Genomic DNA, 14087 nt, shown 5'->3' on the forward strand with positions numbered 1-14087 from the left:
TGCCGGAAAACCCGCCAAAATCGCCATCACAGCCATCATGCGAAAGCTCATCGTCACCGCAAATGCGCTACTCAGGGCAGATCGTCTCTGGACCACAGCATGCGCTTGACCATCACGGATACTCTAACGGGAGCAGCACTCTATCTCTGATTGGTACATATCGGGGAGTGCATCAAGTATTTTGGGAAGAATGGAACCAGTATGAGCTTGGGCTTCCAGCTTTAAACCTCAGCGAAGCGGTCGCTGACCCAGTCCGCGATATAGCTTTTCACCGGCTCCATATTGTCCGCTGAGCAGTGTTCCACGCCGCCCTCGCGTTCGGTGAACAGCTTGAAGTCAAGGCGCGGGCTGTTCACCGCCTGATCTCGGCTTTGATACGCATATTCGCGCGGAATCTGCCGGTCGTTCGCGCCGTGGGTGATGAGGTAGGGCACGGTCATCTTGTCCATATGCCCGTTCAGCGTCACCTTGGGCATCAGCGCCATGAAAGCGTCCATATCTCTCTGGCCCCACACCCACATCACATGCTCCCAGTAATGCGGCACCGGGTTTTCGCCCTCGTTTTGCAGGCGGCGGGACTGAAGCTCGCCCCAATTGTGGTTGGCACCCCATGATACGCAGAGCTTGAAGCGCTTGTCATAGATTGCGGCGCGTGGCGCAAAATATCCGCCCAACGACCAGCCCATCATGCCGATACGGCCCTTGTCTACATCGGCGCGCTTTTCCAGCACATCGACGGCGGCCCCGGCCCAAGCCTCGGTATCGTATCGCGCGGGCAGGCCGTTGAGGCGCAGCGCCTCGCCCACGCCCGGCTGATCGATGGCCAGCACATTGATGCCACGCTTCGCAAAGGTGTCGCGGATGGAGAGTGCGATCATCTCCTTCACGCTGTCTAGCCCATTGCAGAACACCATGGTCGGCAGCGGCCCCTCGCCATCGCCGGGGATAAAGAGGCCGGGAAAGCTCGAACCCTCATAGGGAATCTCGACCCGCTCCCAACCAAGTTCGCCTGCCTCAATGCCGCGCATCATCGTATCGAGCATCGTGCGATACATCTGCTGGCGCGGGGCATAGTCGCGCGCCTGCATGCGCTCGGCGGTGATATAATAAGCCGTTGCTCTCAGATATTTCTCTGCCGCACTCAAGGCGTGCCCCTCAGCTTCGCACTCCTCGCCCAGCACAACGAGATCGTCCGCCATGCGGCCCCAGCTGTCGAAGAAGGCTGCTGTGCCCTTGTCCGCGCCCTCACGCGCGATCTCGCGCACTTCGTCATTCGCCTTGTCGATCTCACCCATCGACGCGCCCATGCACAGGCAGATGTTGACGCCGAGGTTCCAGACATAATTTCCAGGGAAAGGTTCGTACATATATACTCTCTTGCGGAGGGAGGTTAATCTGCGGACACGGATTCCTTCCAGTGGACCATCGGCAGACCGGCCACGGGGCTTGCGAAGGATGGGATATTGGAAGACCGCAGGCCGCCGAGATACACGGTGGAAAGGTCCGGCCCGCCAAAGGTGATGCTCGCCAGCCAGGGGCAGATGGTGCCGCCGCACGCCATCAGCGTATCGAAGCTGACCGGCTTGCCCGAGACGAACTCCGCCTCGAAACGGGCGGTGGCGGCAGGATCGCCGTCATTTAGCAATTCGATCAGGTCACCCTCTGGAGCAATCGCCACCAGCCGGTCGGCGAAGATCATGGTTGCCCAGAGATTGCCGAATGCATCGAAAGCGATGCCGTCGATCACGCCGTCACCAAGGCTGGACGGGCCATAGACTTCCCGGTCGGTCAATGACCCGTCCGGCTGGACCCGCAGGCGCGAGACTCGTTTGCCGGAGGTTTCCGCGACATAAAGCCACTCTTCCTTCGCATCGAGCCGGATTTCGTTGGTGAAATGAAAGCCGTCCGCAACGATGCGGGCACCGCGCTCGTCGATCAGACAGATATATCCGTCTGCCAGTGACGGTGTAATGGCATCGCTCCACGGATTGATCTGCGTCGAGATCGTCACCCACAGGCGGTCCTTGCTGTCACGCAGCACGAAATTGACCTTACCCATCGGCTTGCCGTCGATGCTGTCCGCGATCACGCGGGTCTGTCCCTCGCGCGTCATAATTTCCAGTCGGTCGGTTCCAAAGTTGGCGATCAGGATGTCGCCATTGCGGGCAAACGCCAGGCCGTTGGGCAGAGTGCCGGAGAGCAGGCTCCCCGCAGCATCCGTCTTGACGTCGAAATGCGGGTCGGCCTGCTGTACGACTAGCTGCTGCTTGCCGTCCGCCGCTATGCGCATTACCCCGCCGCGCGCATCGGCGCTCCAGAGCGTGCCATCGCGCTCCGCGAGGATACACTCTGGGCGTTGCAGATCCCTGCCAACCGTGCGGATAGCCAGCGGATCAACGCGCCAGTCGCGCAGCGGATTATATGGCCGCGCCATCCGGCTCCTCGATGATAGCGACGGCCCGCGTCCATCCGGCGGAGGCAGCGCGGATTTTCATGGGGAAGCAGGCGATGGTAAAGCCGGTGGCGGGTAGTACTTCCAGATTATGCAGCTTTTCGAGGTGGCAATAGCCGATATCGCGGCCGGCCTTGTGGCCTTCCCAGATCAGCCCGGCGTTGCCTGTCTCAAGATATTTCTCCTTGGTGTAGACGAACGGCGCGTCCCAGCTCCAGCCGTCGGTGCCGGTGAGGCGCACGCCGCGCTCCAGCAGATACATCGTCGCCTCATAGCCCATGCCGCAGCCGGCGGTGACATAATCGTCCTGCCCATAGCGCTGGCCCGCCGCCGTGTTGACGATGACAATTTCGAGCGGCGAGAGGGCATGGCCGATGCGAGAAAGTTCCGCCTCGACATCCTTCGCAGTGACGACATAGCCATCGTCGAAATGCCGGAAATCGAGCTTGACGCCGGGCTGGAAGCACCAGTCGAGCGGCACTTCGTCGATGGTGATTGCGCGCTCGCCCCCCTCTTTCATAGTGGCGTTCATCGTCGAGGCGAAATGATAGGGCGCGTCGAGATGAGTCCCGTTGTGCGTGATGAGCTCGATCCGCTCGATCGCCCAGGCCTCTTCATCGGGCAGATCTTCCGGCTTCAGACCTGGAAAGAAGCCTGCCAGTTCGGGGACGGACATCTTGTGGTCGATATAGTCGATTCTAGGCCGGAACGGCGGCGGATCGGAGATCACGTCGTTTTCCAGATAGATGGAGAGATCGATAATCTGCCGTGCCATGATTCAGAACTCGACCCTGTCGCCGCCTTTAAGGCCGAGGATGGCGCGGGCTTCCTCTGGTGTGGCGGGTTCGTGGCCCATTTCGGCGAGGATGCGCTTGATTTTCTCGACCTGTTGCGCGTTCGATGCGGCGAGTACGCCCCGCTCGATGAACAGGCTGTCTTCCAGCCCCACCCGCACATGCCCGCCCAATAGTGCCGCCTGGTTGAGAAACGGCATCTGGTGACGCCCGGCGGCGAGCACAGACCATTGATAGCTGTCCTTCCCGAACAGGCGGTCGCAGGTCTGCTTCATGAACATCAGATTGTCGAGATCGGCGCCGATGCCGCCCAATATACCGAACACCATCTGCACGAAGAAGCCGGGCTTGATGAGGCCACGGTCGAGGAAGTGGGCGAGGTTGTAGAGATGGCCGACATCATAGCATTCATGCTCGAAGCGCGTGCCCGCCTCCGAAAGTGTTTCGAGGATAGTGGCGATGTCGCGAAAGGTATTCTTGAAGATGAACTCGTCCGACCCTTCGACATAATCCTTCTCCCACGCGTGCTTCCAGCTCTTGATGCGCGCAGCCGCAGGGAAGAAGGCGAAATTGATCGATCCCATGTTGAGCGAGCACAGCTCCGGCTTGAAACGCACTGCGGCTGCCAGCCGCTCCTGCACGCTCATCGTCACCGCGCCGCCCGTGGTGATGTTGACCACAGCGTCTGTCGCCTGCTTGATGACGGGCAGGAAACGCGCGTAAACATCCGGGTCGCCGGTCGGCCGTCCATCCTCCGGCATCCGCGCATGCAGGTGCAATATCGCAGCCCCCGCGGCCGCCGCATCGATCGCCTGTGACGCTATCTCCTCTGGCGTTACCGGCAACGCATCCGACATGCTAGGAACATGCGCGCTGCCCGTAATCGCGCACGATATAATGATCTTGGCCATCGGCGTGTTCCTCTTAATAGCCTGCCATCAGGGCGGTGGTCGCGCGGTGCAGCAGCCCGCCTTGATCGGCATCGGGATTGTGGATGCCGCGCCACTCTTCCATTTCCCAGGTGGCAAGCTGGGTCGAGCAATCGACCACATACTTCACGCGGTCGAAACGCCGCTGCATGAACTCCTGCTGGGCGCTTTCCAGCGTGCCATGCGCACCCAGCAGTTCCGCGAGCAGCACCGCATCTTCCACCGCCATCGCTGCGCCCTGAGCGAGGTGGGGCGTGGTTGTATGCGCGGCGTCACCCGCCAGCATGATCCTTCCCTTGTACCATGGCTCACTGACCAGCATGTTCATCATCGGCCGGTACACAACGCCTGCCGGATCGACGATGTCCTGCTTCAGCCGCTCTACCAGCCCACCATAGCCCTTGAGGCGGGCCTGCATTTCCATGGCGATATCCGGGCCTTCATACCATGTGCCGTCCTTTTCAGCGGTGACGATGAACATGTACATCAGCGTGGGCGAGAGCGGCACAAGTCCCACTTTGGTGTCAGGCCCGAAAAAGACCATACCATTGTCCATTTCCGCCGGTCGCGCGAAATTATAGCGCCAGACGCCCTGCCCGGTGAACTTGGGCACATAGGCGTCACCGAACAGCCGATGGCGCGTGGGCGAAAACACGCCCTCATAGCCGACAACCAGATCATAGCGACCCGTTGTGGCATCGCTGAAGCTGACATTTACGCCCGCCCCGTCGTCATGCATATCCGCCACGGTCGTGCCGAGGCGGATGGCGACGCCAACGTCCTGCGCGCCCTTGACGAGTACGTCATGCAGCTTGGGCCGGGTGATTCCGTTATTCGGGGGGAGATGCGGCGCCGCTGCCCGCGTTCCGGGTGGGTCGGCCAGCACATGTCCCTGCGCATCGTGGATGCGCCAGCTCTCAAATGCTCCGCCCAGATCCAGGCATGGCTGGGCCAGGCCGATCCTGTCCATTGCGCGTAGGAAATTATTGGGCTGGATGATGCCGACGCCATAGACCGTCCATCTCGGCTCTTTTTCTATCAGGTCGGCCTCAATCCCCTGCAGCCGGAGCGCCCGCGCCGCGACCAGTCCGCCGATCCCTCCACCAACGATCAGGACCTTCGAAACCGCAGCCATCAATGATCTCCCGTCGTGCTGTTGCCAGCGGTTTGGGTGATGTAGCGGAAGTTCCAATCCGGCTCCTGCGCCAGAAACGGCGGCAGATTATGTGTAAAGGTTGCGAACCCGAAGAGCGGATTGATCCAGTCGCGCGGAACCCAGTTATCATCGAGATAATCGGAATCCGTGCCATACTCCGCCTCTCCCCCGGCGGGGCAGGGCAGGTAATAGAACAGGGCGGAATCGATCCTGTGCCGCCCCAGACCAAGATGGGAAGGATCCCACCCCTTGCGGGTCATATAATTTGCGCCCGTCATCATCTCGTCGATATCCTCAACGCCGAAATTGGTGTGATGAAAGCGGAGCGTCCCATCCAAGCCGGGAAAGGGAGCGTTGGCGTTGATCAGGAAAAGATTGTGGTGATTGCAGGAGCCATCCGCCCTCAGATACATGCCGAAACCGCGCTGATGATCGGAGAGCCGGAAGTTCAGGGTATCCCGCATGAACTTGTAGCCCGCTTCATAGTCCGGGATCGCCCAGACGACATGATTGATGACCTTGGGGCGTGCGCGCTCGCGCCATTTGCGGTGCTGGTTCAGTCGGTTGACCAGGCCCGGCGCGTTGACAGGATCGGGAGCGTAAACCACCGGATGCCCCTGGAAGACCCGTAGGGCCATCGGGACGCCGAAGGGGGTCAGAAAGGAGACGGTGCCATCTCCGCCACGTGTGACATCGACGACATTTTTCAGTGCCTTCGCCATGGCATCAAGTGACCGCTCGCTATCCACGCCCCAGGTGACCTGACAAACGCCATCGCCAGACATATCGCTTTCCGGCAGCAAAGGATCGTCCCTGTGACGGATCATAAGCCTTGATCCCCCGGCGAGCTCGAACAGGCTCAACGTTCCCGTCTCTTCCTTTAGGGGCAGGCCGAAATCGGAAAAATAGCGCGTACAGAGATCAATATCTCCTACGCGATAGAGCAGCGATTCTATGCCTGTTATCGGCATTTTCAGTCTCCGTTATTTTCTTAGTCTTGGGGCGCCAGCTAAACCGGCGCCCCAACTTCAGAATTCAAAGCCGGCACGCACGCCATAGGTGCGCGGCGGCCGCAGGATATTGAAGACGGCCGGATAGACCGGGCGTAGGCTTGTGCCAGCATAGATCGTCTCATCCTCGATATTGTTGACGAAGCCGGTGACAGACCATTTGCCCTCCTTGCCCTTCAAAGTGAGGTAGAGGTCCGAAGTCATGTAGCTGCCCTGCCGCTCCTCCGGCAGATAGTCGATCGCGAGGAAACGGCTGGATTCGATCTTGGTGCGCGCACCCAGCACAAGATCCATCTCGCCAACCGGCACGACATGCTCATACCCCAAAGTGGCGCTCCATTTCGGCGTGTTGATCTGCGACTTTCCGGAGCAGTTGACGAGGAACGCCGACTGCCCTGGTGGGGCCGGAACCGCCGGGTTGACCGACGTAGCGCAGGTGGTGCGAGGAGCGGTGGCGCCGATCGCGGTGAAGCTGAAATTCGTGTACTTTGCGTTGAGATACTGCACATTCGCCATGAAAGTGCCTTGGCGGCTGAGCTGAACGCTGAGCTCGACTTCCGCCCCATAGATGCGCGATTTACCAGCATTAGTCGTTTTCAGGCCGGAGCCTGTCACAGGGTTGCCCTGCGCATTGAGATTACGCGTCGAGCCGATGAAGTTGATCTGCTGGTCGTTGTAATCCCAGTAGAAGCCCTCGAAATTGAGCTTCATCCGATTGCCGAAAAAGCTGTTCTTGCTGCCGAGTGTATAGGCAGTGATCTTTTCCGGCGAGAATGTGTTGTCCAGCGCCGCGATATAGAAACCGCCCGATTTGAAACCAGTCGCGACATTGGCATAAAGCAGGTTCCGCGGGGTGACATCCCATTCGATACCGCCCTTCCAGGTAACCTTCTCAAAGGTCTTGGCTGCGGGGGACACACGAACGGGCGCTACCGCGTTGTTGAACGGATCGACGGGTACTCCCGCAAAAATGCCGGTCTGGGTTAGGGCAATGGCGGTCTTTTTGCGTTCGTGGCTGTAGCGGACGCCAGCGAGCAGGCGGAAATCGGGGATCACCTCATAGGTCGCCTGACCGAAAAGCGCCGCGCTCCTGTTATCAAGGTCTACCGCGAACTTGGTGCTCAGCACCTGCCCCTGGACGAAGTGATTGAAGCTGCTCTGGTCTTCATCGAAATAATACCCGCCCACCACATATTTGAGCGGGCCGTCTCCATTTGAAGATAGCCGAACCTCAAGACTCTTCTGTTTAGCCGTTTCGGTGACACGGCCATAATATCCGCCATTATAGGTCAGATAATCAGGGCGGCTGTCGCGATAGGCGGGCACGACCGTGAGCGTGGCGAAGTCAAGGTCGACATCAATATTGGCTGAAATGCCCCAGACGTCGTTGTCGTTGAAACCATCGTTCCTTGCCAGCAGAATACCGTTGAGCGTGGGGCTGACGATTTTGACGGGCGGCGGCAGAAACGGGTTCGCCAAAATGGCGCCCAACAGCGCGGATGTGCTGCGCGGATCGGAATTGCCGATGCGGTCGTCAACGGGAGGCGCGGAAGGCGCAAACTGCGAAGGCACGAGAACGCCACCGGTGCCTTTGCCGCCCTGATGAAAATAGTCTGCCACCAGTGTTGCGCTGACCGCGCCCTGCTCTAGCCGGAACGACCCGCGCAGCGCTTGACCATTCTCATCGTCATAGCCATCGGAGAGATAACCATCCCGGTTTGCAACTTGGCCCGCAAGACGAAAGGCCGCATTTTCTCCCACAGGAAGATTGACTGCTGCCTGGGCGCGGATCGCGTTATAATTGCCATATTCGAGATTGATGGACCCGCCGAAATGACCAAGCTTTGGCTTGGTGGGAATGACGTTGATAGCGCCGCCGGTCGCGTTGCGCCCATATAAGGTGCCCTGAGGCCCCTTCAGCACCTCGACACGCTCCAGATCATAGAAGGAGCCCAGCAATGCGGCCGGGCGCGCGATATAGACCTGGTTGAAGTTGAAGGCGACCGGGTTTTCCGTGAACGCGTTGCCGACAAGGCTGCCAACGCCGCGCAGATAGAAGCCCACAGATGCGCCCGTTGCCGGTTGCACAATCAGCGACGGCACGAGTTTCGTGAGACCGGTGACATCGGCGACACCTGCCTTGCTCAGATCTTCTGCACTCACAGCGGCAACCGCCAGTGCTGTCCGTTGCAAACTCTCTTCGCGCCTTTGCGCTGTTACGATGATTTCTACGATTCCTCCGCTCTCAGCGGCTGGAGATTGGTTTTCTGACTGCGCATGCGCGATACCTACGCTCGTGCCAAGCGCACTGGCCAACAACAATTTGTGAAATAATGAATTCATGTTCCCCTCCGACACATTCTCGTGTTCTGTCGTGGAAGGTGACATGCCTCGTGCTAGTCGAAAAACACTATCGATAGATGCCTACTACAAACTCTATTTGTAGTTGGAGAGCCGATTGTTCTCCAGGTCAGATGCAACCTTACCTAGGGCTTCACGCAGAAAAATGCGTGCGGGATATTGTTCGCTGCGCTCATGCCAAAACAAAATTTCCTGGAGATGAGGCAGTTTCAGCGGACATTCTGCTACCGCCAGCCCAAGGCGAGGAGCCAGCGTGCGGGCCAACCGGCGCTGGGAAGTGGCAATAAGCGGGGTGCCGGGAAGCATGAAAATCTGCGCAGCGAAATTGGGTACCATCACGGCAATATCGAAATGCGTCTTGGTGGCGGCCCACGCGTTTTCGACAATTGTTCGAAGGCCCTCTCCAAAATTGACTGTGTTGTGCCGCGCCTTGCGATAGGTTTGCAAGGTTATACCGTTTGAAATATCGACATGTTGTGGATCGGCTACACAGACGAAGTCATCGTGAAACAAAGGCATTGAGCGGATATGCACGCTCGGCAAATGCGTTCCGTAAAGCCTCAAGTCGTGCGCCGTCAGGCAGAAATCTAACTCACCCATTTCCAGCCTGGCAAAACTGGCAGGAGACAAAGCTTCGACCTGAAATTGAATATGTGGCGCGGCGATGCTCAGCGAGCGCAAAAGATGCGGCAATATGACATGCAGGCAATAATCGCTCATGGCGATCCGGCAAAGATACTTAGCGGTATTGGGATCAAATCGCGGACGGGAATCGAGAGCGGACTGAACGGCAAGAAGCGCCTCACGAACAGGAACTATCAATGATTGTGCGAGCGGTGTCAGCTCCAGATTGCGACCGACACGGATCAACAACTCATCATCGAAATGTCGGCGCAGCCGCTGCAACGTGCTGCTCGCAGCTTGTTGAGTAACGCACAAACGCTCTGCAGCATGTGTCACATTACGTTCTGCCAGCAGGATATCCAGCGCACGCAAAAGATTGAGATCGAAATGGCTAAGTTCCACGGCTAACCTCTCTCGCGTACTCAAGCTTCATAGTGTTTCCGACCGAGCTTTGTACCACTTCATTCTGGGTGCCGCGGCCACAATCTACAAGGCTATTCGTGTGTTAATGGTTTAGCAATTCTCGCTCTCGCCAGTGGACAGGAAGCTGGTGCCGCACGACAGGTTTGTCCTGAGCTATGGCCCTGCAGGCCTATCGAGAAGAATTTTTCTCGCCTCCGTCGCGATCGTCTCGGCGATGGTCTGATAGCTATCCGCATATGCGGCGCCCTGCCGCCACACTGCCGCGAAGGAGCGGGAAGCGCTCCAGTCCGCCAGAGCAAGACGCGTAACCATATCCTCACCGCCGACTTCCGATCGCAAATACAGTTCCGGCAGGATAGCAAAGCCGAGGCCCGAACCGCACATCTGGCGCAGGCTGTCCAGGCTGGTTCCCTCATAATCCTCCAGCAAATCGGCGCCCAGATCTTCACAGATTTCACGTGCCTGACGGTGGGCATGGTGGCGCTTGTCCATGCTCAGGAAGCTGATACCGGCAAGATCTTGCCTGCGGATGAGCGTGGCCTGCGCGACAGGGTGCTCCGGCGGAGAGACGATATGCAGCGGCTCGCGAAAGAGCGGTTCAATATGCAGATCACTTCCTAAAACCGGCAGAGGCGAGAGCAGCATGTCCAACTCGCCGCGCCCCAGCTCTCGTGCCTGCTCGTCGGGGATGCCTTCACGAATATAGAGCCGCATGTCGGGGAAGCGCCGGTGTAGCGAAGCCACGATTCCGGGCATTAGATAAGGTCCTAGCGTTGGTGTGACGCCAAAACGGATGGTGCCGGCCATTCCCGCCTTCGCACGGCGGGCGATATCTTCGACATCCTTTACCTCCATCAGAATCTTGCGCGCCCGCGCCACCACGTCCCGTCCAATCGGGGTGAGCTGCACCGGGTTCACGTTGCGCTCAACCAGCGTCACGCCCAGATGGGCTTCCAGCGCCCGCAACTGCTGGCTGAGCGTCGGCTGCGAGATATGCGCGGCATCGGCTGCGCGCCGAAAATTCCGGCAATCGGCGAGGGCCACAAGATAGGTGAATTGCCGCAGCGTGCTCATGCGCCCTCCTGATAGCTACAGACTATCAATGTTGGCCTATAATTTCAATTTGAGCAATCACATGTTTTGGCCGATTTTGGTCTCTACACGGAGGACGACCATGAATCGCTATCTTGCACGTTTGCAACGGGAACATCGCCGCCTGAACCGGCTTATTGACAGTTGCCGCAACACCGCGCGGCAGAACGAGATGAAAACCCTCAAACGCCTGCGCCTGAAACTCAAGGACAGGATCGCACAATTGCAGCGCCAGGTCGGTCCAGCAACCCCCTGACCGTATGGCGCTCAAGGGCGGCGCGCACCCCCCATTTTGCGCGTCGCCCACTTTTTTATTTGCCCCAGACGGGGTTCAACAGGATTAATCAATGACACATCATGGTGAAATGGACTGCCCTACTTGCGGCGTAGCGCTCGTGATGAGCGATCGTCAGGGTATCGAGATAGACTATTGCCCGAAATGTAGGGGTGTATGGCTGGATCGTGGGGAGTTGGACAAGATCATCGAGCGATCAACCGCTGCCGTCCCGCCCCCGCCCCCGCCGCCCCCGCCAGTGGCCGCGCATCCCGCCCCCTTTGGGCATGCGCAGCCCTATTACGGCAAGCGGCGCAAATCCTTCCTGGAGGAGCTGTTCGATTGAGGAGTTTCCATTCGACACATAATATTATGCTTACATTTGCTGATCGGACTCCCGCATGACCGAACTACTGGTCTCTTCCTTTCTAGGCACGCCAGTCTGGTTCTGGCTGGCCTTCATTCTGATCGTGGCGGCGCTAACCGCATTCGACCTCGGCCTTCTTCACAAGGAAGACCGAGTAATGGGCATTGCAGAATCACTGAAACTCTCTGCCTTCTATATCTCTATTGCGTTGGTCTTTGGTGTATGGGTCTGGGCCGAAAAAGGCGCGGACCTTGGCATGAAGTATTTTACGGGCTTTTTCATCGAAAAGGCGCTGTCGATAGACAATATCTTCGTGATCAGCCTGATCTTCACCTTCTTCGCCATCCCTGCAAAATATCAGTATCGCGCACTGCTGTGGGGCATCATTGGCGTGATCGTACTGCGCGGCGCCATGATCGCTGCTGGAGCAGCGCTCGTTAGCGAAGCCTATTGGGTATTGTACATCTTTGCCGCCTTCCTGATCGCGACTGGCATCAAGATGGTCTTTGCAGGCGATTCCCAGCCGGACCTCAGCAACAACTTCGCCATCCGCTGGATTTCCAGCCATATGCGGGTAACGAAGGAGCTGCATGCCGAGCGCTTCTTTGTCTCCGTGCCAGACGAACGCACAGGTAAAATGGTGCGCGCGGCAACACCGCTGTTCCTTGCGCTCGTGGTGATCAACCTCGCCGATCTGGTGTTCGCTGTTGATTCGGTGCCGGCGATCTTTGCCATCACCACAGATACTTTCATTGTCTACACATCAAACATTATGGCGATCCTCGGTCTGCGCGCCCTCTATTTCGCGCTGTCGGCGATGATCGACCGCTTCCACTACCTCAAATATGCGCTTGCCGCCGTACTGGTGTTCATCGGCTCCAAGATCTTCGTCTCCGACTTCCTGTTGGACGGTGCGAAGTTTCCCCCGGTCGCCAGCCTCGCCGTTACCTTCGGCCTTATCGGAGCCGGGATAGGCTGGTCGCTCTGGAAAACCCGCAACGCGCCAGAGCGCCCATAAGGGGTAAGATCAGATGCGACGGCATGGTGATGGCGTCGTATCTGATGCTGCCAATCGGGGCAAAAGGGCTGTGTTCAGGTCGTGCAGACAGATTTTCAACTGATATCGTTGCAGTGGTGAGCATCGATGCGGCCCCGCCACCCCTGCCGGCCTTTCCTGCCTGAGTGCAAGATCATTCGCGCAGGGCGCTGTCCCGGATGCGGATGAACGGGCCCAGGATATAGTCGAGGATCGTCTGGCTACCGGACTTGATATCCGCCTCCGCCGTCATGCCGGGCATCACCGGTTTGCCTTTGCCAAAGTTGGCGGTGTCCGCGCGCAGGCGCACCCGGTAATAGACCTCGCCTTTCTGGTCTTGGATCACGTCTGGCGAGACATCGACAACAACGCCATCCAGCCCGCCATAGATAGCTGAATCATAGGCCGAAATCTTGATGCGCGCGGGCAGGCCGGGGTGGATGTTGCCGCGGTCCTTGGGCGCAACGCGCGCCTCGACCATCACCACCTTGTCGACCGGCACGATCTCGACCAGCGGATCGCCGCCCTTGATGACGCCGCCGACGGTCTGGATATAGAGCTTGTTCACTACGCCATCCATCGGCGCGCGGATTTCCTCGCGGCTGGCCTTGTCGCGATAGGCGCCCAGCGCCTCGCCCGCCTTGGAGAGTTCGAGCCGGAGCTGCGCGGCGCGCTCTTTCGTCTCCTGCACCGTCTTGGTCCACACCTCGCCATGGCGGGCGGTGGCCTCGCCCAATTGCGCGCGGGTGGCTGGGATCTGGTTTTGCACATCGGCGATGCGGGTACGCAGCGACAGCAGTGACGACCGCTTGTCCAGCACTTCACGCTCGGAAATCGCCTCAGCCTCATAGGCGCGCTCCAGCTTGCCGAGCTGGACCATCATCAATGATTCCTCGTTGCGCAGATTGGCAAGCCGGGCGTTGAGCGATGCCAGTTCGGCGCGCCGGGCGCTGGCCTGCTCGCTGGTGATGCCCGATTCCGAGCCGCGCTGAGCGATGCGCGAGTAGAACAATGCCTCCTCGGAGGCGGCAATATCCGGCGCAATTTTTGCGAGATTCGCTGGCGTAGTGAAAGTGCGCGCTCCCGCCACTTCCGCATCCATGCGGGCGAGCGCAATGCGCTTCGCAACCACGTCGGTGCGGGCGTTCTCAAACTCAGCGGAGGTGAACTGATTGCTGATCTGCATCAGCACCTGCCCTTTGCGCACACGCTCGCCCTCCTGAACCATCAGGCGCGAGACGATGCCGCCTTCAAGATGCTGCACCACCTGATTTTGCACCGAGGGCAGTACGCGGCCCATGCCCCGCGTTACCTTGTCGATGTGGAAAACGCTGGCCCAGAGCAAAAACAGGATCAGCACACCGCCGAACAATTTGAGGATGCTGGCCTGACCCTCAGTGCGCATCCGGGCGCTCCAGGGTGTGATACCCGCTATTGATGTGCTCTCCAGCTTCACCTTGCCGGCAAATGCGGCGGCCATTTCCTGGCTCGACACGCCTTCGAACAGGCTGCCGCCGCCCAGCTTGCGGATCAGGCGGTCTCTCATGGTGGCAAAGCGCATCTTTGGTC

13 protein-coding genes are annotated in these 14087 nt (G+C 58.9%); 3 read left to right on the forward strand and 10 right to left on the reverse strand.

The window, feature by feature from the left end; genetic code table 11:
• Positions 1–221 precede the first annotated feature (221 nt).
• The 9 genes from EQG66_RS05685 to EQG66_RS05725 form a co-directional block, all read right to left on the reverse strand.
• Positions 222–1367, reverse strand: a complete 1146-nt coding sequence (locus EQG66_RS05685) for an alpha/beta hydrolase family protein (protein WP_129403632.1) — start codon at positions 1365–1367, stop codon at positions 222–224.
• A gap of 23 nt (positions 1368–1390) precedes the next feature.
• On the reverse strand, positions 1391–2434 hold the full coding sequence (locus tag EQG66_RS05690; protein ID WP_129403633.1) for an SMP-30/gluconolactonase/LRE family protein: 1044 nt from the start codon (positions 2432–2434) through the stop codon (positions 1391–1393).
• Positions 2418–3227 (reverse strand): cyclase family protein, encoded by an 810-nt coding sequence (locus EQG66_RS05695; protein WP_129403634.1) that lies wholly within the window; start codon positions 3225–3227, stop codon positions 2418–2420. Before EQG66_RS05695 ends, EQG66_RS05690 begins: the two co-directional genes overlap by 17 nt.
• Before the next feature lie 3 nt (positions 3228–3230).
• Positions 3231–4157, reverse strand: coding sequence for a 3,5-dioxohexanoate:acetyl-CoA acetone transferase (gene kce, locus EQG66_RS05700; protein WP_129403635.1), 927 nt, complete (start codon positions 4155–4157; stop codon positions 3231–3233).
• Between the two features lie 13 nt (positions 4158–4170).
• The gene (locus tag EQG66_RS05705; RefSeq protein WP_129403636.1) at positions 4171–5310 is read right to left on the reverse strand and encodes an FAD-dependent oxidoreductase; all 1140 of its coding nucleotides are present in this window, start codon (positions 5308–5310) and stop codon (positions 4171–4173) included.
• On the reverse strand, positions 5310–6302 hold the full coding sequence (locus EQG66_RS05710) for a VOC family protein (protein WP_129403637.1): 993 nt from the start codon (positions 6300–6302) through the stop codon (positions 5310–5312). The genes EQG66_RS05705 and EQG66_RS05710 overlap by 1 nt, the downstream gene beginning before the upstream one ends.
• 57 nt (positions 6303–6359) lie before the next feature.
• Entirely contained in the window at positions 6360–8534 is a 2175-nt protein-coding gene (locus EQG66_RS05715; RefSeq protein WP_245987895.1) for a TonB-dependent receptor, read from the reverse strand.
• A gap of 243 nt (positions 8535–8777) precedes the next feature.
• Positions 8778–9728, reverse strand: a complete 951-nt coding sequence (locus tag EQG66_RS05720; RefSeq protein WP_164975599.1) for a LysR family transcriptional regulator — start codon at positions 9726–9728, stop codon at positions 8778–8780.
• Positions 9729–9902: 174 nt separating this feature from the next.
• Positions 9903–10823: a hydrogen peroxide-inducible genes activator gene (locus EQG66_RS05725; RefSeq protein WP_129403640.1), complete on the reverse strand. Its 921-nt coding sequence runs from the start codon at positions 10821–10823 to the stop codon at positions 9903–9905.
• Between the two features lie 100 nt (positions 10824–10923).
• On the opposite strand from EQG66_RS05725, the gene EQG66_RS15285 reads away from it, so the two are divergent.
• The 3 genes from EQG66_RS15285 (at position 10924) to EQG66_RS05740 (ending at position 12500) form a co-directional block, all read left to right on the forward strand.
• Positions 10924–11097 (forward strand): HP1242/YdcH family protein, encoded by a 174-nt coding sequence (locus EQG66_RS15285; protein ID WP_164975600.1) that lies wholly within the window; start codon positions 10924–10926, stop codon positions 11095–11097.
• 91 nt (positions 11098–11188) lie between these two features.
• On the forward strand, positions 11189–11461 hold the full coding sequence (locus tag EQG66_RS05735; RefSeq protein ID WP_129403642.1) for a TFIIB-type zinc ribbon-containing protein: 273 nt from the start codon (positions 11189–11191) through the stop codon (positions 11459–11461).
• Between the two features lie 55 nt (positions 11462–11516).
• A complete protein-coding gene (locus tag EQG66_RS05740) occupies positions 11517–12500 on the forward strand; it encodes a TerC family protein (protein ID WP_129403643.1) in 984 nt (327 codons plus the stop codon).
• Positions 12501–12672: 172 nt separating this feature from the next.
• Here the strand turns inward: EQG66_RS05740 and EQG66_RS05745 are convergent, their stop codons facing one another.
• Positions 12673–14064, reverse strand: a complete 1392-nt coding sequence (locus tag EQG66_RS05745; RefSeq protein WP_164975601.1) for an HlyD family type I secretion periplasmic adaptor subunit — start codon at positions 14062–14064, stop codon at positions 12673–12675.
• Positions 14065–14087 lie beyond the last annotated feature (23 nt).

This window comes from Sphingobium fluviale, from assembly GCF_004122115.1.
Classification (GTDB): Bacteria; Pseudomonadota; Alphaproteobacteria; order Sphingomonadales; family Sphingomonadaceae; genus Sphingobium; species Sphingobium fluviale.

What these genes read in the sequence shown, in the direction of transcription:
- EQG66_RS05745 (WP_164975601.1), bottom strand. Translation starts at nt 14,064, where the DNA reads ATGAGAGACCGCCTGATCCGCAAGCTGGGCGGCGGCAGCCTGTTCGAA.
- EQG66_RS05725 (WP_129403640.1), bottom strand. Translation starts at nt 10,823, where the DNA reads ATGAGCACGCTGCGGCAATTCACCTATCTTGTGGCCCTCGCCGATTGC.
- EQG66_RS05690 (WP_129403633.1), bottom strand. Translation starts at nt 2,434, where the DNA reads ATGGCGCGGCCATATAATCCGCTGCGCGACTGGCGCGTTGATCCGCTG.
- EQG66_RS15285 (WP_164975600.1), top strand. Translation starts at nt 10,924, where the DNA reads ATGAATCGCTATCTTGCACGTTTGCAACGGGAACATCGCCGCCTGAAC.
- kce (WP_129403635.1), bottom strand. Translation starts at nt 4,157, where the DNA reads ATGGCCAAGATCATTATATCGTGCGCGATTACGGGCAGCGCGCATGTT.
- EQG66_RS05735 (WP_129403642.1), top strand. Translation starts at nt 11,189, where the DNA reads ATGACACATCATGGTGAAATGGACTGCCCTACTTGCGGCGTAGCGCTC.
- EQG66_RS05685 (WP_129403632.1), bottom strand. Translation starts at nt 1,367, where the DNA reads ATGTACGAACCTTTCCCTGGAAATTATGTCTGGAACCTCGGCGTCAAC.
- EQG66_RS05740 (WP_129403643.1), top strand. Translation starts at nt 11,517, where the DNA reads ATGACCGAACTACTGGTCTCTTCCTTTCTAGGCACGCCAGTCTGGTTC.
- EQG66_RS05705 (WP_129403636.1), bottom strand. Translation starts at nt 5,310, where the DNA reads ATGGCTGCGGTTTCGAAGGTCCTGATCGTTGGTGGAGGGATCGGCGGA.
- EQG66_RS05710 (WP_129403637.1), bottom strand. Translation starts at nt 6,302, where the DNA reads ATGCCGATAACAGGCATAGAATCGCTGCTCTATCGCGTAGGAGATATT.
- EQG66_RS05695 (WP_129403634.1), bottom strand. Translation starts at nt 3,227, where the DNA reads ATGGCACGGCAGATTATCGATCTCTCCATCTATCTGGAAAACGACGTG.